27 protein-coding genes are annotated in these 20515 nt (G+C 64.4%); 11 read left to right on the plus strand and 16 right to left on the minus strand.

Annotation, left to right across the window (positions count from 1 at the left end; all coding sequences use genetic code 11):
- Positions 1-3 precede the first annotated feature (3 nt).
- The 3 genes from CH283_RS13615 to CH283_RS13625 all read right to left on the minus strand — a co-directional run bounded on the left by CH283_RS13615 (position 4) and on the right by CH283_RS13625 (position 1232).
- On the minus strand, positions 4-216 hold the full coding sequence (locus CH283_RS13615; protein WP_094638340.1) for a hypothetical protein: 213 nt from the start codon (positions 214-216) through the stop codon (positions 4-6).
- An 8-nt stretch (positions 217-224) separates the two neighbouring features.
- Positions 225-767 carry an ArsR/SmtB family transcription factor gene (locus CH283_RS13620; RefSeq protein ID WP_094638339.1) on the minus strand — a complete coding sequence of 181 codons (543 nt, stop codon included), beginning with the start codon at positions 765-767 and terminating at the stop codon, positions 225-227.
- A 93-nt stretch (positions 768-860) separates the two neighbouring features.
- The gene (locus CH283_RS13625; RefSeq protein ID WP_094638338.1) at positions 861-1232 is read right to left on the minus strand and encodes a VOC family protein; all 372 of its coding nucleotides are present in this window, start codon (positions 1230-1232) and stop codon (positions 861-863) included.
- A 63-nt stretch (positions 1233-1295) separates the two neighbouring features.
- On the opposite strand from CH283_RS13625, the gene CH283_RS13630 reads away from it, so the two are divergent.
- Positions 1296-1730, plus strand: a complete 435-nt coding sequence (locus CH283_RS13630; RefSeq protein ID WP_068049409.1) for a MarR family winged helix-turn-helix transcriptional regulator — start codon at positions 1296-1298, stop codon at positions 1728-1730.
- Positions 1731-1732: 2 nt separating this feature from the next.
- Here the strand turns inward: CH283_RS13630 and CH283_RS13635 are convergent, their stop codons facing one another.
- The 3 genes from CH283_RS13635 to CH283_RS13645 are packed head-to-tail and all read right to left on the minus strand — an operon-like array spanning position 1733 to position 3727.
- A complete protein-coding gene (locus tag CH283_RS13635) occupies positions 1733-2542 on the minus strand; it encodes an alpha/beta fold hydrolase (RefSeq protein WP_094638337.1) in 810 nt (269 codons plus the stop codon).
- 13 nt (positions 2543-2555) lie between these two features.
- On the minus strand, positions 2556-3278 hold the full coding sequence (locus CH283_RS13640) for a pirin family protein (protein WP_094638336.1): 723 nt from the start codon (positions 3276-3278) through the stop codon (positions 2556-2558).
- A complete protein-coding gene (locus tag CH283_RS13645; protein ID WP_094638334.1) occupies positions 3275-3727 on the minus strand; it encodes a MarR family winged helix-turn-helix transcriptional regulator in 453 nt (150 codons plus the stop codon). The genes CH283_RS13640 and CH283_RS13645 overlap by 4 nt, the downstream gene beginning before the upstream one ends.
- Positions 3728-3812: 85 nt before the next feature.
- Between CH283_RS13645 and CH283_RS13650 the strand changes: the two genes are divergently transcribed.
- Positions 3813-4304, plus strand: a complete 492-nt coding sequence (locus CH283_RS13650; protein WP_068049417.1) for a VOC family protein — start codon at positions 3813-3815, stop codon at positions 4302-4304.
- 29 nt (positions 4305-4333) lie between these two features.
- Positions 4334-5116 (plus strand): pirin family protein, encoded by a 783-nt coding sequence (locus CH283_RS13655; RefSeq protein ID WP_094638333.1) that lies wholly within the window; start codon positions 4334-4336, stop codon positions 5114-5116.
- Between the two features lie 6 nt (positions 5117-5122).
- Here CH283_RS13655 and CH283_RS13660 read toward each other — a convergent pair whose 3' ends face one another.
- Positions 5123-5926: an SDR family oxidoreductase gene (locus CH283_RS13660; protein WP_094638331.1), complete on the minus strand. Its 804-nt coding sequence runs from the start codon at positions 5924-5926 to the stop codon at positions 5123-5125.
- Positions 5927-5961: 35 nt separating this feature from the next.
- Here CH283_RS13660 and CH283_RS13665 point away from each other — a divergent pair, with 35 nt between their 5' ends.
- Positions 5962-6762 (plus strand): ABC transporter ATP-binding protein, encoded by an 801-nt coding sequence (locus CH283_RS13665; protein WP_094638329.1) that lies wholly within the window; start codon positions 5962-5964, stop codon positions 6760-6762.
- Positions 6759-8342, plus strand: a complete 1584-nt coding sequence (locus CH283_RS13670) for an ABC transporter permease (protein ID WP_094638328.1) — start codon at positions 6759-6761, stop codon at positions 8340-8342. The genes CH283_RS13665 and CH283_RS13670 overlap by 4 nt, the downstream gene beginning before the upstream one ends.
- On the opposite strand, the gene CH283_RS13675 is transcribed toward CH283_RS13670, so the two are convergent.
- A complete protein-coding gene (locus CH283_RS13675) occupies positions 8334-8894 on the minus strand; it encodes a sugar O-acetyltransferase (protein ID WP_094638326.1) in 561 nt (186 codons plus the stop codon). The genes CH283_RS13670 and CH283_RS13675 overlap by 9 nt on opposite strands.
- 10 nt (positions 8895-8904) lie before the next feature.
- Positions 8905-9411, minus strand: a complete 507-nt coding sequence (locus CH283_RS13680) for a GNAT family N-acetyltransferase (RefSeq protein WP_094638325.1) — start codon at positions 9409-9411, stop codon at positions 8905-8907.
- 32 nt (positions 9412-9443) lie between these two features.
- Between CH283_RS13680 and CH283_RS13685 the strand changes: the two genes are divergently transcribed.
- Together CH283_RS13685 and CH283_RS13690 are read left to right on the plus strand one after the other, a co-directional pair.
- Positions 9444-10394, plus strand: coding sequence for a D-2-hydroxyacid dehydrogenase (locus tag CH283_RS13685; protein WP_094648576.1), 951 nt, complete (start codon positions 9444-9446; stop codon positions 10392-10394).
- Between the two features lie 53 nt (positions 10395-10447).
- The gene (locus CH283_RS13690; protein ID WP_082898666.1) at positions 10448-10891 is read left to right on the plus strand and encodes an SRPBCC family protein; all 444 of its coding nucleotides are present in this window, start codon (positions 10448-10450) and stop codon (positions 10889-10891) included.
- Here CH283_RS13690 and CH283_RS13695 read toward each other — a convergent pair.
- Positions 10888-12138, minus strand: a complete 1251-nt coding sequence (locus CH283_RS13695; RefSeq protein WP_068049426.1) for an Nramp family divalent metal transporter — start codon at positions 12136-12138, stop codon at positions 10888-10890. The genes CH283_RS13690 and CH283_RS13695 overlap by 4 nt on opposite strands.
- 97 nt (positions 12139-12235) lie before the next feature.
- On the opposite strand from CH283_RS13695, the gene CH283_RS13700 reads away from it, so the two are divergent.
- Positions 12236-12997: a class I SAM-dependent methyltransferase gene (locus CH283_RS13700; RefSeq protein WP_094638322.1), complete on the plus strand. Its 762-nt coding sequence runs from the start codon at positions 12236-12238 to the stop codon at positions 12995-12997.
- On the opposite strand, the gene lppU is transcribed toward CH283_RS13700, so the two are convergent.
- On the minus strand, positions 12994-13620 hold the full coding sequence (gene lppU, locus CH283_RS28290) for an LppU family putative lipoprotein (RefSeq protein WP_179275563.1): 627 nt from the start codon (positions 13618-13620) through the stop codon (positions 12994-12996). The genes CH283_RS13700 and lppU overlap by 4 nt on opposite strands.
- A gap of 96 nt (positions 13621-13716) precedes the next feature.
- Entirely contained in the window at positions 13717-14961 is a 1245-nt protein-coding gene (locus tag CH283_RS13710; RefSeq protein ID WP_094638320.1) for a molybdopterin-dependent oxidoreductase, read from the minus strand.
- Between the two features lie 236 nt (positions 14962-15197).
- Here CH283_RS13710 and CH283_RS13715 point away from each other — a divergent pair, with 236 nt between their 5' ends.
- The 3 genes from CH283_RS13715 to CH283_RS13725 are packed head-to-tail and all read left to right on the plus strand — an operon-like array spanning position 15198 to position 18826.
- Positions 15198-16481 carry an HNH endonuclease gene (locus CH283_RS13715; protein WP_176460450.1) on the plus strand — a complete coding sequence of 428 codons (1284 nt, stop codon included), beginning with the start codon at positions 15198-15200 and terminating at the stop codon, positions 16479-16481.
- Positions 16482-16541: 60 nt separating this feature from the next.
- Positions 16542-17840 (plus strand): lipase family protein, encoded by a 1299-nt coding sequence (locus CH283_RS13720; protein WP_094638317.1) that lies wholly within the window; start codon positions 16542-16544, stop codon positions 17838-17840.
- 14 nt (positions 17841-17854) lie between these two features.
- Positions 17855-18826 carry an endonuclease/exonuclease/phosphatase family protein gene (locus CH283_RS13725; protein WP_094638316.1) on the plus strand — a complete coding sequence of 324 codons (972 nt, stop codon included), beginning with the start codon at positions 17855-17857 and terminating at the stop codon, positions 18824-18826.
- 15 nt (positions 18827-18841) lie between these two features.
- On the opposite strand, the gene CH283_RS13730 is transcribed toward CH283_RS13725, so the two are convergent.
- Genes CH283_RS13730 through CH283_RS13745 form a run of 4 tightly spaced genes read right to left on the minus strand, consistent with a single transcriptional unit; the run spans position 18842 to position 20508 of the window.
- Complete coding sequence (locus tag CH283_RS13730; protein ID WP_094638315.1) at positions 18842-19420, minus strand: hypothetical protein; 579 nt, start codon at positions 19418-19420, stop codon at positions 18842-18844.
- On the minus strand, positions 19417-19959 hold the full coding sequence (locus CH283_RS13735) for a DUF6286 domain-containing protein (protein ID WP_094638314.1): 543 nt from the start codon (positions 19957-19959) through the stop codon (positions 19417-19419). Before CH283_RS13735 ends, CH283_RS13730 begins: the two co-directional genes overlap by 4 nt.
- Positions 19956-20336 carry an Asp23/Gls24 family envelope stress response protein gene (locus CH283_RS13740; protein ID WP_068049453.1) on the minus strand — a complete coding sequence of 127 codons (381 nt, stop codon included), beginning with the start codon at positions 20334-20336 and terminating at the stop codon, positions 19956-19958. The genes CH283_RS13735 and CH283_RS13740 overlap by 4 nt, the downstream gene beginning before the upstream one ends.
- Entirely contained in the window at positions 20329-20508 is a 180-nt protein-coding gene (locus tag CH283_RS13745; protein WP_027495126.1) for a hypothetical protein, read from the minus strand. The genes CH283_RS13740 and CH283_RS13745 overlap by 8 nt, the downstream gene beginning before the upstream one ends.
- Between the last annotated feature and the right edge of the window lie 7 nt (positions 20509-20515).

Genomic DNA, 20515 nt, shown 5'->3' on the forward strand with positions numbered 1-20515 from the left:
TCCTCACCGATGAATCAGCTCGAGCACCCTTCGCTCGGACATGGAGACATCGGCGAGCGACGCCGTCAACTGGTCCCATGCGCGCTGAACGCGAAGTTCGTCGCGGCGCAGGCGTTTCTGGGCGGCAGCCAGTCTGCGGCGCTCGGCTCGAAGCGCATGCAACTCGCGATCGTGCCGGGCGATGAACAGGTACGTGTGCGGATCGAACGGATACATGCCAACTCCTATGGTGTCGTGGGGAATCCGTGCATCAGAACCATGACGTGTTCGCGCTCCCCCGAGGTCGCGGTTTCCCCACGTCGACGCCACTTGTCGATAACGGCGCGCATCTCCGTGCCCATGGTCTTCGTTTCCTCCGCAGTGAGCCGCAGAACGTCGTCGCTGCTGAATGCCGCGTTTACCCAGTCCTGGCCCCATGATTCCGAGGTTCGGCCGAAGTCGAGCAGACGTGACCATTGGTGTGCCAGCCATGAATCCATGGATGCCTTGGCAACCGACAACGATTCGGGTGAGTCCGAGAAGTCGTTCTCGGACCAGCTGAACCCTCCCTCGTTGGCCTCCGACCACCAGCGCTGACGCTTGTCCGATCCGTTCTCGACCTCCTTCACGAACCCGTGCTCGGCGAGTTTCCGTAGGTGATAGCTCACCGAGGCGGGTGACTCGTCCACCAGATCGCCGAGCTGGGTCGCTGTCATCGACTTGTTGGCGCGCAACGCATAGAGCAGTCGCAGCCGGATGGGATGCGTCAGCGCCTTCAGCTCGGACATGTCCGTCAGCTTCCGTGGCGTCCGATGCGGAGGTGGTGGGGTCATACGACAACCATAACCCGAAATAAATATTTCGCAATAATTCTTTCGGAACTAGGTGCTGTGCACGGTCACCGCGTATCCGTCCGGGTCGGAGAGGACGAAGGTCTTACCGAAGGGGCCGTCGAAGGGTGCTGTCAGGATGGGCACGTCGGCGGCGACCAGTGACGCGTGCAACGCCTCGGCGTCGTCGCAGGAGAGCCACAGGGCTACCCCCAGTCCGGCCCGCCCGCTGTCGAGATCGGTTCCGGGAGATGGGTTTCGGACGGCGAACGGGATGGGTGAGGTCGTGAACACCACCGCGCCGGGGGGTGCCTGGGGAGCGCGGACCAAGCCGAGCAGGCTTTCGTAGAAGTCTGCGCTGACGGCGAGGTCGCGTACTTGCAGAGAGAGGAAGCTCGGTCCGGAAACGGTAGCCGTGGTCATGTGGGGTCCTTTCGAGGTGGTCGTCAAGTTCTTGACGAATGGAATTTATGTCAAGATGTTGACATGAGTCAAGTGGACCTCGACACCTCGATCGGTTACGCCCTCAAGCGGGCCACCTCCGCACTGCGTTCGGCGATGGACGACCGCCTCCGCGAACTCGACATCACGGTCTCGCAGTATTCGAGCCTCGAACTCCTCGCACACAAGCCGGGGCTGTCCAACGCAGAGCTCGCCCGCGCGGTGTTCGTCAGCCGGCAGGCAACCCATCAGCTGCTGGCCGGGCTGACGCGCGATGGTTTGGTGGAGATCGAAGGTGCCGGTCGAGACCAACGCCTGCACGTGACGGCTCGGGGAATCGAACGCCTACGACAAGCGTCGGCCGCCGTCGCAGACGTGGAACGCACCATGATCGAATCGCTCTCCGCGCAGGAGCGGGAAGTGCTGCATCGCAATCTTGTTGCGTGCGCGGAGGCATTGGGCGGCCACCCGCACGCGTGACCTCACTCGATCGAGTCGAGGAACTCCAGCATTGCCGTGTTGAATTCGTTCGGTCGGTCCATGTTCGCGGCGTGGCCGCATTTGTCCAGCACTACCGATCGGCCATGTGAGTTGCCTGCCACGGACTCGGAAGCGTGTGCAGCGGGCCAGAACTGACTCTCACGCCCGGCGACCATCAGGTACGGCCGATCCGTTGCTGCGATGGTCGCGCGCCAATCTCGGGCAGCGTGGTCTGCGAGCAGAGCCTGCATCGGCGGGGTATCGGGCGACGCCATCTTCGGAACCGCACGTAGCGCGAGCACGAGCTTCAGGAGCGACGGCACGGACTTCCACTTGGGCAGGCCGTGTCCGGTATCAGGTATTCCGTTGTCGAAGAACGTCGTTCGGTTGTCCTCGGTGAGACCGTAGAAGCCGTTCTTCCAGTCGGAGGTGTTCACCATCTTCGGCGTCTGATCCACCGATACGACGGCTCGTACGTGCTCGGTGCCGAATTGCGAGATGTACGACCAGATGGTGCTCGCCCCCATGGAGCCGCCGATCAAGACGGCCTCGTCGACGCCCACCTCGGACAAGAAGCTCGCCACGTCGCGTCCGTGCCGCTCCATGGACGCCCCGTGGGTCGGTGCCTCCGAGGCACCGTGTCCTCGTCGATCGAGCGCCAGAACGCGATATCCGGCGTCCACCAACGCTTTCTGCTGCAGCACCCACGTCGTCGCGGGCGCGCAGAAACCGGCAATGAGCACCACGGCCGGGCCCGTGCCCTCGTCCAGATAGTTCAGGGTGACGGCATCGTCGGTGATGACGGTCGGCATGGTCGACACTCCCTCAGGCGAAGGTGGCGTGCATTTCCCAGATCATGATTTCGCTCGCGGTCGATGCTGTCACACGGTGTCCGCCGGTGGAGGTCAGTCGCACCGCGTCACCCTGGGCGAGCTCGCCGATGTCCTCGAACATCGCTGAACCGTCGGCGACGAAGACGTGACCGAACGGCGCGTCGGGAACGGTGATGGATTGCCCCGGCGGGAGCCGCGCAACGTGCAGTGCCGCGAAGCGATTGCCGATGTGTATTCCACTTCTGCTCGGCATTCCCGATGCCACACAGACCAGCTCGCCGGATGCCAACTCGTCGCGCATGTCCAGTTCGTCGTACGAGGGCACTCGTCCGTCGGCATCCGGCGGGATCCACATCTGTACGACGCGTAGCTTGTCGCGGCTGGTCAGGCTCGACGCATTGCGTTCGGTGTGGCGAATGCCGGTGCCCGCACTCATTCTTTGAATCAGCCCGGGGCGGATCAGCCCGGAATGGCCCTCGGAATCGGTGTGCGCGAGCGTGCCCTCGAGTACCCACGTGAGGATCTCCATGTTCCGGTGCTCGTGCGAGTCGAAGCCTTCCCCGGGAAAGACGGTGTCCTCGTTGTGCACCATCAGCAGCCCGTGCGCGTTCGCCGCCAGGTCGTAATTGCCGGTGGCGGGGAAGGACTGTTTGGAGTCGAGCCATTCGTTCCACCAGTGATGCCGCTGTTCGCCGGGAATGTGGGTGAGGGTCACGACGCGTGGTTCCGCATTGCCGAGAAAGTGCGGGTGAGGGCCGCGAGATCCTCTGGGTTCACCAGGTCGAACATGTTCTCCCGCACCGCTGCGGCGTGCCCTGGACTGGCCTCGGCGAGGGTGCTGAGGCCGGACTCGGTGAGTTCGGCGGACATGCCCCGCTTGTCGTCGTCGCATTTGACGCGTCGAACCCAACCGCACTCGACCAACCGGCTGATGGCCCTCGTCACGCCGCTTCGAGTAGTGGTGACGGCGTCGGCGAGTTCGCTCATGCGGCGTCGGCGATCGGGCGCTTCGGAGAGCACCACCAGCAGCTCGAAGTCGGTGAACGAGATACCGGAGTCGCGAGTGAGCTGGTTGTCGAGATCGCGAAGCAGCAGCCGAGTCGCGTCGAGGTATTTGCGCCAGGCCGACTGTTCGTCCTGGCTGAGCCACCGTGGAGATTCCATGGGTCCATATTAGTTGACAACGCAACTACTCGGTGTACTGTTCGTAGTAGTTGACGAAGCAACTACTTGACCGAAGGGTAGAGCGATGACCGAGACAGATCAGCACACCATCGAGCGTGACCGCATTCGTGCCCAGCACATGAAGCCTGCAGGCGAGCGGCCCGCGTCGTCGGCCCGGGGACTGCATCACACCGCGTTGGTCAGCAGCGACGTCGAAGCCACGGTTCGCTTCTACCAGGATCTTCTCGAGTTCCCGCTCACCGAACTGATCGAGAACCGTGACTACCCAGGCTCCTCGCACTTCTTCTTCGATATCGGCAACAGCAACCTGCTGGCGTTCTTCGACTTTCCCGGACTCGACGTCGGACCGTATGCAGAGGTGCTCGGCGGCCTCCACCACGTGGCGATCAGCGTCGAGCCCACCAGGTGGGAACACCTGCGTACCAAGCTGATCGACGCCGGAGTGGAACTGATCGAGCACAGCGAGGTCTCGCTGTACTTCCGCGACCCCGACGGTGCGCGTCTCGAACTGATCGCCGATCCACTCGGTGAGATGTACGGGTCGCACGTCCTCTGACCCCATACTTCGAGATTCGAGGCAATGACATGACCTCTGCAGCAACCACACTCGACGTCCGGCGGGCCGACGAGCGATTCAAGACCAAGATCGGCTGGCTAGACTCCAAGCACTCCTTCTCCTTCGGCCACCACTTCGATCGTGGCAACACCCACCACGGCGTCTTGATGGTCAACAACGACGACATCGTCACCCCCGGGCAGGGATTCGACACCCACCCGCACCGTGACATGGAGATCGTGACCTGGGTACTGCAAGGATCGCTGGTGCACCAGGATTCGATGGGCCACTCCGGCGTCATCTATCCCGGTCTCGCGCAGCGCATGAGTGCGGGCACAGGAATCCTGCACTCCGAGAAGAACGACTCGTGGCGACTCGGTGAGACCGCCGGCTCGTACTCGGGCAAGCACGGCGATCCCGTTCGATTCGTCCAGATGTGGGTTGTGCCCGACGAACAGGGCATCACCCCGGGCTACGAACAGCTCGAGATCGACGGCGAATTGCTCAGTGGCGGTTTGGTTCCGGTGGCGTCAGGGATGGCGCGCCACGCCGATCACGCGGCGATCCGAATCAAGAACAAGTACGCCGCGATGCACGCTGCACGTCTGCAGCCAGGACAAGCCCCGGTCGACGTTCCCGACGCGCCGTTCGTGCACATCTTCGTAGCCGAGGGCGAAGCGATGCTCGAAGTTGTCGGCGTACTCGCCGAGGGCGACGCCGTGCGGATTTCCGGAGGCGGCGGGCAGAAACTGAGCACCGCAACCGGAGCCGAAGTGATCGTCTGGGAAATGCACGCGGCGATCGCCGGGTGACGTCGGCTACCGCTTCAGGCCGAACATCTTCGCGATTGTCTTCTCCATGAAGGTCGCCGGGAGCAACCGCCGCGCCATGAACACGATCGGTGCGTTGCTTCCTCTGGCGTACAACGGTTTCGGCTTGTCGGCCTCGATGGCCTTCAACACCACCTCCGCGACGTCCTCGGCGGAGATGCCGGTTCCCTCCTTGCGGTCCAGGGACGAGATCGCGGTGTGGAAGTCGTCTCGGTGGACCGAATCCGGTGCGATGTACTTGGTTCGTCGCTCACTGATTCCGGTGTTGATCGAGCCCGGCTCGACGGTGGTCATCCACACCCCGAAGGGTGAAAGTTCCAGGCGCGCGGCATCGGAGAAGCCCTTGATGGCGGCCTTCGTCGACGCGTAGGACGAGCGGTAGGCGAGCGGGAAGCTGGCCAGCATCGATCCGATCATCACGATGCGGCCGTATCCACGCTCGCGCATACCGGGAATGACGCCCTGGGACAGCGTCACTGCACCGAAGACGTTCAACTGGAACAACCGCCCGATGGCATCGGTCGGCAGCTCCTCGAACGGCCCGGACTGACTCTCACCGGCGTTGTTGACCAACACGTCGACGACACCGAGATCGGCGACGAAGTTCCGGATCGACTCGGCATCGGTGAGGTCGAGAGCGCGATACTCGACGCCGGTGGCCCGTTGCGCGTCGGTCATCGAGTCCGGATTGCGGGAGGTGCCGATCACTCGATACCCCCGGGCGAGGAGCGCCTGCGCAACCGCGTGTCCGATACCCGACGAAGCTCCGGTGACCACTGCCGTGCGATTCATGCCCAGATGGTACCGGGACGGCTGATCGATACCGGATGACGAACCGTCCCATACCGGTTAGTCTGTTACCCGTGCAAACGAATTCTGCTGCCCTGCTGATCGAGCACCTCTGTATGGCTTTCGGCCCCAAAGTTGCAGTCGACGACCTGTCGCTGATGGTTCCACCCGGTTCGACGTTCGGACTCGTCGGCCCCAACGGCGCAGGCAAGACGACGTGTCTGTCCATGGCGGTCGGTCTGCTCAGGCCACAGTACGGCCGAAGTCTGGTGTTCGGACGAGACGTCTGGGCCGACCCCATCGCCGCGAAAGAGCTACTCGGAGTACTGCCCGACGGGCTCGCTCTGCCATCCCAGTTCACCGGCCACGAGCTTCTGACCTACTTCGGACGACTGCGCGCGATGCCCGAGGACGTGATTGCGCAGCGTCGGGACGAGCTGTTGGACGCGTTGGATCTTGCCGACGCCGGGGGAACCGTCATCGCCGACTACTCGGCGGGTATGACCAAGAAGATCGGACTGGCCTCGGCGCTGCTGCACGGCCCCCGGCTGTTGGTGCTGGACGAGCCCTTCGAGGCGGTCGACCCCATCTCCTCCACCACCATTCGCACCATTCTGGTCCAGTTCGTTCGCTCCGGCGGGTCGGTGATCCTGTCGAGTCACGTGATGGCGCTCGTCGAGCAGCTCTGCACCCACGTCGGCGTCATCACCGGTGGCCGAGTCGTGGCTGCGGGAACGGTGGACGAGGTCCGCAACGGCGGAAGTCTGGACGATGCCTTCGTTCGCCTGGTCGGTACTCGCGAACAGAACCCCGACGGCCTGTCCTGGATGCGCTCGTGACGTCTCTCGGTCGAACCGTCCTGCAGATGCGAATCACGCTCTACCGCAGGCAATTCAGGGGCGGCCAAGCAGTGGTGAAGACCGTGTTCGGGTTGCTGGGGCTGGTCTTCGCGGTATTGGCTTGTGTGTTGTCTGCGCGCAGTGGAGCCTCGCAGGTGTTGGTCGGCGGCACCGTGAGCCTCGGGCTGACACTGATCGGTCTGAGCTGGGTGCTGTTCCCGGTGCTCTCGGGGATCTCCGACGACAACATCCAGCCCCGCCACTTCCAGATGCTGTCGGTGAAACCTTCACGCCTGGCGCATGCCCTGTTGGCCACCTCGGCGTACGGGATGCTGGTGCCGTTGACGGCCATCGCGACCGCGTCGATCCCGATCTACGCCGTGTCCCGTTCTCTCGCAGCACTTCCGCTTGCCCTGGTGGCCTGGCCTGCGACCGTCGTACTCTTCGTGACGCTGTCCAGGGTGGTCACCGTGGCGATGTCTCAGCTACTGAAGAGTCGGCGTAGTCGAGAGCTCGCTCTGCTGGCGTTCGGTGCGGTGTTCGGCGGCCTGTACTTCCTGCAGTTCCCCATCACCCAGAACTTCTCTCGGGTGCTGTCGGGCGAAGTGACATGGCCTCTGACGCTGGCACATTCGATTCCGTTCAGCTGGGGAATCACCGGAGTCGACGCTGCGCTCGACGGCAACTGGCCTCTCGCGATCGGCGCAGTGGCCGGCCTGCTGCTGCTCGACGTCGCAGTGGTGTGGGCGTGGCAGCGACTTGTGCTGCGGCTCTTCGAGGGGCGGGTGTCCGCCTCGTACGGCGCGTCGCGGAAGCAGACGGCAACGAACGGCCGCAACAGCGACACCGGCTGGCGCGCTACCCGTGTCGGCGCGGTGGTGATGCGGGAGTTGTCCCTGTGGGGCGGCGACGTGCGTCGTCGAAGCCAGTTGCTGTCGGTGCTGATCTTCACGGTGCTCGGAGGCGTCGGCCCGTTGCTGACCGACTCGATTCCGTTCAGCGCAGCGTGGGGTGCGTGGATGGTGATCTACTTGGCGATGGGCGCGGGGTCGAATCTGTACGGCCTCGACGGCGGTTCGATGTGGCATCTGGTGATGATTCCGCAGGCTCTGCGCGACGACGTCCGTGGTCGGCAGATCGCGTGGCTGATGGTTGCGGCACCGTTCGCGATCGTGTCGACGACGGTGGTCCGAGTGTTCGGCGACCTCGGACTCGACCGGTTGGCGGTCCCCATCTCGGTGACGCTGTCGATGCTCGGCGTCAGTGCCGGGCTCATCGTCGTGATCTCGGTCCGTGCCACCTACCCGGTCCCCGAACCCACCAAGGCCTTTTCGCTGAACACCCGAGGGTCGTTCAACGGAGGTTCGTTCGCATTGATCTTGCTGTCGATGGTCGTACTCGGAGTGTCGGTGGTGCCCGGTCTGCTGCTGGCACTGCTCCTGCCCGGTGCGTTCGCGTACCTGTCCGTTCCCGTGGCCGCGGCTATCGGATGGCTGGGCATCTGGTGGGGCGCCCGGATGGCCGTCGACACGCTCGTCGGTGACTCCGACGAGATCTTGCACGAGGTGATCTCACGGTAGGGCGCGAATGGTCCGACACGGGTTTCCGGCAGCGAAGGTGTGCGACGGCACGTCCCGGGTGACGACGCTGCCTGCACCGATCACCGAGTTGTCGCCGATCGTGACGCCCGGGCACACGATGACTCCGCCGCCCAGCCAGACGTTGTTCCCGATGACGATGGGAAGAGCACTCTCCCAGCGTGTTCGGCGCGCCTCGTGATCTTCCATGGGGTGCAGCGGCGTCAGCAGTTGTGCCCGTGGTCCGATCGACACATCGTCGCCGATGGTGATGGGCGCGCAGTCCAACAGGATCGCGTCGTAGTTGAGGAAGCTGTTCGATCCGATGGAAATGTTTGTGCCGTAATCGCATTGGAACCTGGGCATGATCCACGAATCGTCTCCGAAGGATCCGAGCAATTCGCCGAGAATCTCCCGACGCTCTTCGTTCCGGTCTGCGTCGGTTGCGTTGAATCGGCTCAGGAGCGTGCCGCACGCGATCCGAGACGCCACCAATTCGGGATCGCTGTCTCGGTACAGCTCTCCACGCAACATACGATCTCGGTTCTCGCCCATGGGCGAGACACTACCGATCGGTCGACTTCTCGAACAGGGCAACGCTGAACCATGCACTGCCCTCGGCGAACTCGCGGCGGCCGACGTAGCGGAAACCCTGATCGAGGTAGTAGCTGCGCAACGCGCCGTTGGTCTCGGCGCAGTCCAGACGCAGCAGCGAGCGTCCTTCCCGGCGAGTCTGCTCCGACGCCCACTCGAGCAGCGACGCGCCGAGGCCGGTACCGGCCTCGCTTCTGTCGATCACCAATCCGTGTACGTAGCAGGCCAGTTCGTCGTGCTCGGACCAGATGATCGGGTCGGATCCGATCAAGCGCAGTGCTCCGACTATCGGGCCGCCGGGATCGCGTCGGGCGACGTAGAACTCTCCTGCCTCGATCTGCGCTGCGACAGTGCCGAGGGGCACCTCGCGTGGCGTCCACTGATCGATCCCTCGATCCGAGAGCCAGTCCTCGGCTGCGTGCCTGAGGCCGAGTATCGTTGCCGCGTCGGCGGCAGTTGCGGGTTCCACGGTGAGCACGGTGCCATGGTACGGAGGTGGCGAGTTCTGTGGTGAACGTGCTTGTGGTCGAGAGCGGTTCGGACCGGATGTCCTTCCCCGGGATCGATGGAGTCGAGTTCCGAAGCTGCCTGATGGACGAACTCGCCGACGCGGTGTCGTGGGCCGAGGTGCTGCTGTTTCGGACCTTCGAGACTGCCGATCTGCGGGGCGTGTGGCCCGATGCCGAGAATCTTCGCTGGATCCACGCGTCGAGTGCCGGAGTCGACAGACTGCTGGACCCGGTTCTGCGCGAGAGTCCGTGGACGCTGACCAATTCCGGTGGCATCCTCGACCGGGCCATCGCCGAGTACGTCGCAGCCGGCATCCTGGCGTCGGTCAAGAAGTTGCCCCGGGCGCTTGCTCGGCAGCGCGAGCGGGTGTGGGAACACAGAGTTGCCGGCGGAATTCACGGTCGCGCCGCCCTCGTCGTCGGTCCCGGTTCGATCGGACGCGAGATCGGCCGGGTACTCGGCGCGCTCGGTATGCGCGTCGAGGCCGCGGCAACGTCCGAGCGACCGGGCGATTCGGAGTTCTCGCGGATCCGAAACTTTCGAGAATTGCCCTCGTATGCAGGCGAATACGACGTGATCGTGCTGGCGACACCGCTGACCGATGCCTCGCGCGGACTCGTCGACGCGGCGGTGCTGGGGGCCATGCGTTCCGATGCAGGCCTGGTCAACATCGCCCGCGGTCCCGTCGTCGACGAGCGGGCCCTGTGCGATGCCCTGGGATCCGGAGAGATCGGGTGGGCCGTGTTGGACGTGTTCGAGGTCGAACCATTGCCGGACACGAGCCCGCTGTGGGACATGGACAACGTCATCCTGACCGCGCATCTGGCGGGCGACTCCGACGATTTCGCGGAGCGTCTGTGGGCGCTGTTCGAGGACAACCTGCAGCGGTACGTCCGCGGTTCGGAATTGGTCAACGTGGTGGATATGCAGGCGGGGTACGTGCGCCGCTGAAACGGACCGCCAAAGTATGCGTAACACGCCGTAGCATGTACTAAGGTGCACGAGTGCGTGAAATCAATCGTTCGGCCGTGGCATCGACCAGTCGTGATGCGGCATTCGCCTACATGGACGACTTCAGAAACGTCCCGCAGTGGATGTTCGGCATCACCCGGTTCGAGCCGAGGAGCGACATCCTGTCCGGTCTCGGAGCCACGTACGACGCGACGATGCAGATCGGTCCGAAGGCTCTCACCTCCGTTGTGCACGTGACCGAATGGGTCCACAACGAGAGGCTCACGCTCGAATCGGTCGAGGGCCTGTCCAACTCGTCCACGTGGTCGTTCTCCGACACGGCAGACGGCGGTACCCGTCTGGATGTGGTGTTCCGCTACAGCCTTCCCGGCGGAATTGCAGGCAAGGTGCTCGGCGCTGTGGTCGAACCCGTTGTGGGTCAGGCGATCAAGCACACGGAGTCGACGCTACGCGCCCGCCTGGAGGCGGCCGACTAGTACACGTACTTGTCGAGTGCGTCCAAGACCTGGTCGACGGCGAGCCACGCGAACAGGAATGCGCAGATACCCAGCGTGAGGTTGGTGAACCAGCCGTTGCGCCATTGCTGTGGCACCCGATCGCTGTTGAGCAGAATCAACAGTGTCACCGCCAGGAACGGCATGAACACCGCCCCGAGGACGCCGTACGCGAGCACGAGCCCGATCGGTTGGTCCAGCCACAGCAGCGCCATCGGCGGGAACGTCAACCATGCGACGTACCAGCGGAAGTACTTACCGCCCACGCGTGTTTCGGGGTGGCCCTGTTCGAGCCCCTTCAGATTGCCGACGAAGTCCGCGAACATCAGGCTCACACCGTTCCACACCCCGATCAGCGACGAGAACGACGCCGACCAGAATCCGATGAGGAACACGTACCCGAACACCGTGCCGTAGCGCTCGGCGAGCACGTCGGAGAGTTGAATCAGGCCCTGATCGCCGGTGGAGATCGCGATCTGCGACGAGTACAGCAGTTCGGCACCGACGATGAGCATGGCGAGGACGAAGATGCCGGAGATGACGTAGGCCATCGAATTGTCGATGCGCATGACGCGCATGAATTTCGGTGTGATCCAGCCCTTCTCGCGCAGCCAGTAGCCGTATGCGGCGAGCGTGATGGTGCCGCCGACGCCACCTGCGAGACCGAGGACGTACACGATGGAGCCGTCGGGAATGGTGGGGACGATGCCTTTGACGATGGCGGGAACGTTCGGAACCGCCACTACCGCAGCGCCGATCACGGTCACGAACATGATGCCCACGAAGACGGTGATGATCTTCTCGAAGAACCCGTAGCTACCGAGCCAGATCAACGCGAACCCGAGGAGCCCGGACGCGATGGCGACAACCTTCAGATCCAGGGCCGGGAACAGCGCGACGATCGGCAACGCGCTCGACGACATCGCCGCAGCACCGTAGACGAATCCCCAGATCACGATGTACGGCGCGAAATAGACCGTCGTCCACTTACCCAGCGAACGCCAGCCCTGAAAGATCGTGTTGCCCGACGCCAACGTGTAGCGGCCGGCACCCTCCACCAGAACGACTTTCATGACGACGCCGACGATGATGACCCAGAGCAATGCGTAGCCGTAGCGCGAGCCGGCCACCAGAGTCGCGACGAGGTCGGCAGCCCCGATGCCGGTTGCGGCGACCACGAGTCCGGGGCCGACCACCTTCCATTTCGGAGGTGCAGTGGTCTCGGTCATCGATTCTCCTCGTGCGCCGGGGGTTGCTCAGTGACCTGTCTCACTCTTTACGAAACGTACGGTTCCTGGCAAGTCAGCGCTCGGTACCGTCGATACGGTGACCGACGGACAGCAGTCATCGCGTGCACTGAGCTTCGGCAAGGTTGCCGAGAACTACGACCGGGCCCGTCCCGGCTACCCCGCCGAGTTGTACGCGGACATCGTGACCGGGGACGGGCTGCGAGTGCTCGAGGCGGGAGCAGGTACCGGTAAAGCCACCGTTGCCTTGGCTGAACTCGGCGCGTCCGTTGTTGCGGTGGAACCGGATCCGGCTATGGCAGAGCTGGTTCGGCGGCGCACCGAGAACCGCGACGTCGAAGTGCAGGTGTCACGGTTCGAGGATTGTGCAGTCCCGGCAGCGGCGTTCGATGTAGTGGTGGCCGCCCAATCCTGGCATTGGGTGAACCACGGGCAAGGAGCTGCGGTGGCGGCCCGCGCGTTGGTCCCCGGCGGTGCCCTTCGGTTGTGGTGGAACATGCCGGGCGACCTAGAGGGCCCGGCATGGGAAGCGGTCAGGGCGGCCTACGACGCAACCGAGTCGGCAGTGGCCCACCTGTTGGTGCGTTCTCTCGGTGCGCAACCGGAGTCGAACGTGCCCTGCGCTGCCGGCTTCGGTCCGTGGACGACCTCGACATACGAATGGGTTCAGCGCTACTCCGCAGACGAATTCTGCGCCATGGCCGCCACGTACTCGAGCCATCTCGCCCTGGACGACGTGCGCCGCGGCGAGGTCCTGGGCGCAGTACACGCGGCCATCGCCCGCCACAGCTACGTGGATTACCGCTACGTCACGCAGATGGTGACGGCGCAGCGCGACTAGGAGATCGTCGTGGTGCAGACGACGAATTGCCTTGAATCGTAGGCGAATCCACCCTCGGGGCATTCATTGGGATCGGCGGTACCGGTCTTGATCTCGGTGACCTGTTCGACGTCGGTCGCGGTGGGGTCGTTGCAGTCGACTCGTGAGGGCTCATCCATACCGACGGTGGGCACGCTCATGCAGCCGTCGACGACCCAGTCGACGTCGAGGCACAGTGCCCCCTGCTCCACACCGTCGAGTGTCTCGTAGTAGGTCTGATTCACGTCGGTGGGGCACTGCTCGTTCTGCTCGGCCTTGGCGATGACCTTGTAGTTCGATTCCATGCTGCCGCATTCGGCGTTCTCGATGGTGGCGGCCGTCATCGTTCCGCCGAGTTGGACGCATTGACCGATCTCGACATCGATGTCGGTGGAGCCGCCGGCGTCGATGCCTTCCTGGCCGGATACGTCATCGGTGGTGCCGGCCGCGGCGGACGTGGAGGACGAGGTGGTGGTGTCTGCGGCAACGGCATTGCCCGATTCGGACGACGAGCATCCTGCGGCGAACAGCAGCGTGAGCGCTGCACCTGCGGCGAGGAGGCCTCTGGAGAAAGCAAGCATCGTGGCATGACCTTCGGAACTCATCGAGGCGAGAGAACACACCCTCGTCGGCAGCCCCACGGGCCACCGAAGAAAGATTCTTTACCATTCACGGAGGTTTGAAAAGCGCACAGCCGGAAGTCACGAACGGAACACGATGGTGGCAACCCATTTGGTGTTGTGGACGCCCGGCAGCGCAGGCACGATCACGCGCGCAGGAAATCCGTGATCGAGCGAGAGATCCACGCCGTTGACTTGCAACGCGAGCAACGAATCCGGATGGCTCGCTTGATTTCCCTGTAGTACCGCACGCGTGAATGCGCCGTTCTGCTCGAGCGAAGTGACCTCGGCCGATCGCGGTGCGGGTACGCCTGCCAGCGCGGCGAGTTCGGCCAACGGGACACCGGTCCACGTCTGCGTGGTCGACCATCCTTCGACGCACGCGATCGGAAGTTCGGCAGTGCGCTGCGGCATCGACAGTAGCCTGCCCCGAGACAGCACCACCGGGACGGCGTCGTCGGCTGCGCTGCTGATCGTCAGTTGCCAGTCGGGCCCGGTCTGCGCCTCGGTGATCCCCGCAGCTTCGGCGGTTCGGTTGATCTGGAAGTCGTTGGGGCCGTCACCGTACGAGCGTCCGCGAGGCAGCAGAATCGCAGCCTTGCGCAGCACTCCTCCGAGCGTCTGGCCGACGGTCAACATCGCGACGAAACCCATTCCGGCAGCGACCAATCCGATGGCTCCGCGTCGACTCATGGTCGACGGGGGGCTGTCGTCGCTCTGCTGGTCCGGAGCGTCGTTGCGAGCCCGCAACACGTCCATCAGAGACTCGGACCTCAGGGTGCGCCACATCAGCGGAACCTTGAGGCCGAGGTGCACGAGAAATCCGGAGATGAACACCCAGGCACCGAAGTAGTGAGCGGCGTAGAAGTCGAAACCGAACACGTAGTCGTACTGGATGTTGAGAACGCCGGTGACGATCTCGAACAGCAGGCCACCGACCAGTGCCAACAGCGACAGTCGTTCGAGCGCATGTGCCGGCGATCGGACCGGTGGTAGTTCGACCAGCTTGGGCATCACCGACCACAGTTTGGCGATGACGAGCGGCACGATGATCAGCCCGAGCCCGACGTGCAGGCCCTGGGTGAGTTGGTACAGCCAGGCAGGGTTGGTGGGCCAGTCGAAGTACGGCAACCGCAGCCACCCGACGGCTCCGGGTCTGGCCTGGCCGAACTGCGGTCCGTAGGCGCTGTACGAAAGCAGCCCCGTCACCGTGATGATCGGCAGCGCGACGAGCAGTACCGCACCGAACAGCGACGTCAGCCACGTGCTGCGCAGCGGACTGCGAAAGCGCGCGAGAGGATTGCGGACGTCGGCCATGTAGTGCATTCGCTGCCCAGTCGATGCCGGATGCCTCGTGGCCTGCTCGGGTACCGGCGGGTCGTCGCTCACGTGCGCCTACCGCCCTCCGCTCGGAACCAGCATCCGGTGTCAGTATCGGGCCGGACAGCGAGAAAGCAAGCTCTGAACGTCCCCGCGGGGACGCGTCGGACCTCGTCGAGAAGTTCTTGTCGGTACCGCGTCGTACGCTTCGTCGAACATGCATTCGATGAATGGGGGCGTTCATGAGCGACATGCAAGAAGCAGGATCCGAGGCGGGCCGGATCGAGACGAGAGAAATCGAGACCGAGATCTGCGCTCTGGCCGGTCAGATCGTTGCCGCGTCAGCGCAGTATCTGATTCTGGTGGGTGAGTTCGATGCTCGACGCGGATGGGCGGGATGGGAAGTACGATCCTGTGCGCACTGGTTGTCGTGGCGTGCGGGAGTCGACCTGCACACGGCTCGTGAGCAGGTGCGGGTGGCCAAGGCGATGCGGGAGTTGCCGCTGATCACCTCGGCGTACCTGAGCGGCACGGTCTCGTACTCCAAGGTTCGGGCGATGACGAGGGTGGCCACGGTCGACAACGAGGCGTCGCTGCTGCAGAAGGCGCTCGATGCACCCGCCGCCCACATCGAGCGTCTGTGCCGTGGCCTGAAGAAAGCGATGCGTCCGACCAGGGGAAACGGAGTCGATGCCGATCCGTCCGTGGGGCGGTGGCGCTGGGACGAGGACGACGGCTCGCTCGTGCTGACGGCGCGTTTTCGGCCCGAGGATGGCAAGCGGTTTCTGGCTGCATTGACCAGGGCGGAGTACGAGCGCACCCGAACCGAGGGCGAATCCGAGGGTGACCGGGCGGCTCCGGCACCGTCCAATCCGGTGCCGGCGATGATTGCCATGGCCGAGATGGTCTGTGCCGGAATGGATTCACCGGTTGTCTCACCGGCGGCGGAAGTGTTGGTCCACCTCGGCGGCATCGACGAGGCGGGTCACGATCATGCCCATTTCGACGACGGCCCGGGTCTGGACGACGAAACGTTGGCTCAGGTGCTGTGTTCTGCGGTCATGCGATCGGTCGGCCACGGCCGCCTCGGCAAGACTGTGCGGTGGAGTTCGACTGCGAAAGCGCCGAGCCGAACCCAATTGCGGCAGTTGATCATTCGAGATCGATGCTGCACGGTGCCCGGATGTGGGCGCACTCGATTTCTGCATGCCCATCACGTCACCTACCGCTCACGGGGAGGCAAGACCACGCTCGACAACCTGGTCCTGCTGTGCGGCGAACACCATCGAGCGCTGCACGACGGGTACTTCTTCATCGAAGCCCTCGACGATCAACGCTTCTCGTTTCACCATCCTTCGGGAATCGAGATGATTCACGCACCGACGATGTCCGGCGACGCGGACGAACTCCGGCGGCGACACAAAGGCATCGCGCCCGACGCCATAATCCCGAACTGGGGTGGGGAGGGCCTCGACCTCAGCTACGCGACCGATGTCCTGATCACCAATTGGCAGCAGGCTGCATGAAATGGGGTCGTTGAGGGCAAGTTAGTGTGACGGCGAGACTCGGACAAGAAGCGGTGGGACATGAGCGTCGACAGATCGATAGAAGACGAACAGCCCTGGCCGGTGGAACGAGCACCGAGCCGGAGCGACGCGACCAGGCCGGAGGACGACCCCTTCTACGCCGCGCCCGATGGGTACGAAGCGGCTCCACCGGGGACGATTCTCAAGGTGCGGCCGGTCGAGGTCGCGATGTTCGGTCGTGTGCGCCAGCGAGTCGATGCGTGGCAGCTGCTCTATCGCACCGCTGATCTCGGCGGGTATCCCCAGGCCAGCGTCACGACGGTGCTGCGCCCGCGGGACGCGGAGCCGGTACTTCTGTCTTATCAGTGTGCGATCGACGGCGTCGCGTCCTCGTGCTTCCCGTCCTACGCGCTTCGGCGTGGCTCGCGGGCTTTCGGCGCGGTCCCACAGTTCGAGTTCCTGCTGGTACTGCACGCCCTGCGCCGAGGGTGGACCATCTCGATCCCGGATCACGAGGGACCCGACGGCCACTGGGGTTCGCCGCAGGAACCCGGTTTCTGCACGCTCGACGCCATCCGCGCGGCGTTGTCGTTCGAGCCGCTCGAATTGAACTACAGCACGCCGGTCGCGCTGTGGGGCTACTCGGGAGGCGGGCTCGCAACATCCTGGGCAGCGGAGATGGCACCGGAATACGCACCGGAGATCGAGCTGGTCGGTGCCGCGCTCGGCTCCCCCGTCGGAGATCCGGGTTCGGCGTTCACCCGGCTCAATGCGACGCTGCACGCAGCATTGCCGACACTGGTGGTGGCCGGCCTGCGGCGGACCTACCCCGAGCTCGATCGTGTCATCCGTCAGCACGTCAACGAGGACGGAATGCGCATTCTCGATTCCGTGGAGTCGATGACGACAGTGCGCGCCGTGACCAAACTGGCCAGGCACGACCTGGACCACTACATCGACGTTCCGCTGGCCGATCTGTTGGCACTGCCCGAGATCGTGCAGGTGTTCCTGGATATTCAGCCCGGGCGCACCGCGCCGACGGCACCGCTGCTGGTCATTCAATCGGTGCACGATCAGATCATCGCCGTCGACGACGTCGACGGACAGGTGGATCGGTACATCGAGGCCGGAGCCCACGTGACCTATCTGCGGGATCGGCTGAGCGAACACCTGTCGCTGCACCCGATCGGTGCGCCGCTGACCTTGGACTGGTTGTCCGATCGATTCGCCGGAGTGCCGGTCGAAGAACCGTCGACACGAACGGTGTGGTCCATTGCGTTCTCGTTCGCGGCGGTTCGCGGTTTGTTGTCGATGACCTGGACGACCATCCGAGCGTTGGTCGGCGGCGTGCGAGCGTAGCTACTCTAGGGCGGATGCAGCGAACCTGGATACGAATACTCATCGGCTCGATCGCCATTCTGGGCATCGCCACCGGGCTCGTGGCACTGGGCGTCTACTACACCGACACCCGGGTCAACGTTCTGATCGCGCTCGCGTCGTTCGTTCCGCTGATGTTCATCGCCGTGGTGGTCGGTGCCCTGGTGGCGTTGATCGGTCGGCGCTGGGTTCTGGCGGGAGTCTCCGCCCTGGTTCTCGCTGCAGGCGCAGTGGCCTACGCACCGCTCTACGTGGCGGACGCGGCACCCGAGGACGCGACGGGCAGCGAGGGCGTGCGGTTGCGCGTCATGCAGGCGAATCTGATGGTCGGGCTGGCCGATCCCAATGCCGTGGTCGGTCAGGCCCGCGACAGTGCCGTCGATGTCGTCACGATCCAGGAACTGACCGACGCGTCGGTGGTCGGTCTCCGTGACGCCGGTATGGACGAACTTTTCCCCTACAGCTACCTCGAGCCGTACGCGACAGGTGGCGGCGGAGCCGGAATCTACAGCCGATTCCCGATCTCGGACAACCGGCAGCTCGACGGATACGGCCCGGTCAATCTCGCCACCGAGGTCGAGGTCCCCGGTTCCGAGCCGGTCACGCTGCTGGCCGTGCATCCCGGTCCCGCCTACATCACCCCGGCGGACATCTGGACCGCTGAATTGGACACGCTGCGAAACGATTTGGAGGCGGTGGCAGGCACCGGCCGGGTGATCGTCAGCGGGGACTTCAACACCACGTACTCGCACAAGAAGTTCCGCAACCTGCTCGACGTCGGATACTCGGACGCCGCAGCGCAATTGGGCAAGGGCCTGATCCCGACCTATCCCACGGACAAGGGCACGCCCGCTGTCGTCGGGATCGACCACATCCTCACCAACTCCGGCCATGCGCGGTCGCTGGAAAGAATCGATCTCCCCGGATCGGACCATCACGGCCTGATCGGGGAGATCGAGTTCTCCTGAGCGTTCGAGCGGAAGTCAGCTCACGCGAACGGACTGCTTTCGAGACTTTCCGCACTGCAACAGGATCCGCACTGCGGCGGGAGTACCGTCCAGTGACGTCACGATGTCGTTGCGCGTCTGTGCCGCAACCGCGGAGACCTTGTCGAGTGTCGTCACGGCCGGGTCGATGGTCGCGGTGATCTCGACGACTCGCTGACCGCGGTCCGACACCGATCGGCCGTGTGCAGACACGACGCCCTCGTGGGCTGCCAGGGACTTGGCAGCACTCTTGGCGGCGGTGGTCAGATCGACACTGAGCCTGCCGTCGACATCCGAGTCTGCAGTGGACGAAAACGCGACGGTGCCGACCGAACGGCGGGGCAGGTGCGCGAGCAACCACCACAATCCGAGAAGAACGAGAACGATCGCGGCTGCTCCGAGAGCCCAGGGCCACCACCCGGCGTCGACGGTGGTGTCGACGAACGCGGCATCGATGCGCTCGCGGCCAGGGAACTGGCCACGTTCCCACGCGATCGCTCCGCCGCCGAGGGCGATCAGTGCGAGTCCGACGACCGCCGTACTGGTTCGGTCGACCGAGGCAGTTGCGCGTTTCACGATGGTTGTCCTGTCGTTCGCACTCGCGTGCGGACTTTCGGTGCCGGCGCGAGTGGGCGGAGAGCGTCGTCGACGGAGGTGGCGATCGACGATTTCAGCGCTGCGGTGTCGGTGCCCGTCACGGTCGACGCGGCGACGGTGACCTTCTTGTTGCCGGCCTTGGCCGTCGCGGAGTCGACTCCGGCGTTGTCGAGAGCGGCGGTGCGAGCAACAGCGGCGACGTCACCCTTGCGGAGCCAGACGTCCTGCTCGGTGAGGGCACGGTGGGTCCGCCGGCGTGGCTTGACGGCGAGCAGGACGAGGATGAATCCGACGACGACAGCGGCAATCCCGGCCGGCAGCATCCAACTCTGCGCGGTGAGCCCGTCCAGGTTCGTGGCAGCGGGACCGACCCACTCGGGGCCGTCGATGGCACCCAGGTTCAGCAACGCTTCTCGGCCGAGGACCACACCGGCTCCGATGAGGACGAGTGCGAACAGGATTGCGGGTACGGCGGCGGCGGGGTTGGCTACCGGCTTCTTCGTCGCTTTCGCGGTCATTGCACTCTCCCTTCTTCGACGGTGGCTTCGGCGGGTACGCATTGGACGGTGACGTCGACTCGATCGACGGTGTAGATGCCCAGCTCGGACAGATCCCGGGCCACGGCGGCACGAACGTCAGCGGCCACCTTCGCCAGCGGCGATGGCCAGGTGACCGCCACCGCGACCTGGGCGCGAACGCGGGAGCCGTTGATCGTCACGTCGGCCTTGGGTAGGTCACGCCCACCGAGGACGCGCAGGCCCGGCTGAGGATCGGCAACGGCGTCGGTGCTGCGGGCAGCGAGTACTGCCAGGCGCTCGACGGCCTTGTGCTTGATCTCGAGTGATCCGCGTTCGCCGGCGTCCTCGGGGGTGTCGGTCGCAGCTGTCTCAGTCACGACCGCGACCACGCATGATCGAGTTCAGGTCCAGTTCGCCGTCGATGTAGCGGCCGACGAAGAATCCGAGGCCGCCGAGAACGATGGCGATGAGGAAGCCGGTGAAGCCGCCTGCCGCTGCGGCGATGGCCAGCAGAAGTCCCACGAACAAACCGATGGTTGCAGTGGTCATGGTCTTG

It is taken from the genome of Rhodococcus sp. 05-2254-2, from assembly GCF_002259095.1.
In the GTDB taxonomy this organism is placed as follows: domain Bacteria; phylum Actinomycetota; class Actinomycetes; order Mycobacteriales; family Mycobacteriaceae; genus Rhodococcoides.

Bases quoted from the DNA above. Each gene is read 5' to 3' on its own strand.
- CH283_RS13630 (WP_068049409.1), top strand. From the start codon at position 1,296: ATGAGTCAAGTGGACCTCGACACCTCGATCGGTTACGCCCTCAAGCGG.
- CH283_RS13695 (WP_068049426.1), bottom strand. From the start codon at position 12,138: ATGACCGAGACCACTGCACCTCCGAAATGGAAGGTGGTCGGCCCCGGA.
- CH283_RS13665 (WP_094638329.1), top strand. From the start codon at position 5,962: ATGACGAACCGTCCCATACCGGTTAGTCTGTTACCCGTGCAAACGAAT.
- CH283_RS13645 (WP_094638334.1), bottom strand. From the start codon at position 3,727: ATGGAATCTCCACGGTGGCTCAGCCAGGACGAACAGTCGGCCTGGCGC.
- CH283_RS13745 (WP_027495126.1), bottom strand. From the start codon at position 20,508: ATGACCACTGCAACCATCGGTTTGTTCGTGGGACTTCTGCTGGCCATC.
- CH283_RS13660 (WP_094638331.1), bottom strand. From the start codon at position 5,926: ATGAATCGCACGGCAGTGGTCACCGGAGCTTCGTCGGGTATCGGACAC.
- CH283_RS13725 (WP_094638316.1), top strand. From the start codon at position 17,855: ATGCAGCGAACCTGGATACGAATACTCATCGGCTCGATCGCCATTCTG.
- CH283_RS13715 (WP_176460450.1), top strand. From the start codon at position 15,198: ATGAGCGACATGCAAGAAGCAGGATCCGAGGCGGGCCGGATCGAGACG.
- CH283_RS13735 (WP_094638314.1), bottom strand. From the start codon at position 19,959: ATGACCGCGAAAGCGACGAAGAAGCCGGTAGCCAACCCCGCCGCCGCC.
- CH283_RS13625 (WP_094638338.1), bottom strand. From the start codon at position 1,232: ATGACCACGGCTACCGTTTCCGGACCGAGCTTCCTCTCTCTGCAAGTA.
- CH283_RS13615 (WP_094638340.1), bottom strand. From the start codon at position 216: ATGTATCCGTTCGATCCGCACACGTACCTGTTCATCGCCCGGCACGAT.
- lppU (WP_179275563.1), bottom strand. From the start codon at position 13,620: ATGAGTTCCGAAGGTCATGCCACGATGCTTGCTTTCTCCAGAGGCCTC.
- CH283_RS13710 (WP_094638320.1), bottom strand. From the start codon at position 14,961: ATGCACTACATGGCCGACGTCCGCAATCCTCTCGCGCGCTTTCGCAGT.
- CH283_RS13650 (WP_068049417.1), top strand. From the start codon at position 3,813: ATGACCGAGACAGATCAGCACACCATCGAGCGTGACCGCATTCGTGCC.
- CH283_RS13655 (WP_094638333.1), top strand. From the start codon at position 4,334: ATGACCTCTGCAGCAACCACACTCGACGTCCGGCGGGCCGACGAGCGA.
- CH283_RS13620 (WP_094638339.1), bottom strand. From the start codon at position 767: ATGTCCGAGCTGAAGGCGCTGACGCATCCCATCCGGCTGCGACTGCTC.
- CH283_RS13675 (WP_094638326.1), bottom strand. From the start codon at position 8,894: ATGGGCGAGAACCGAGATCGTATGTTGCGTGGAGAGCTGTACCGAGAC.
- CH283_RS13635 (WP_094638337.1), bottom strand. From the start codon at position 2,542: ATGCCGACCGTCATCACCGACGATGCCGTCACCCTGAACTATCTGGAC.
- CH283_RS13720 (WP_094638317.1), top strand. From the start codon at position 16,542: ATGAGCGTCGACAGATCGATAGAAGACGAACAGCCCTGGCCGGTGGAA.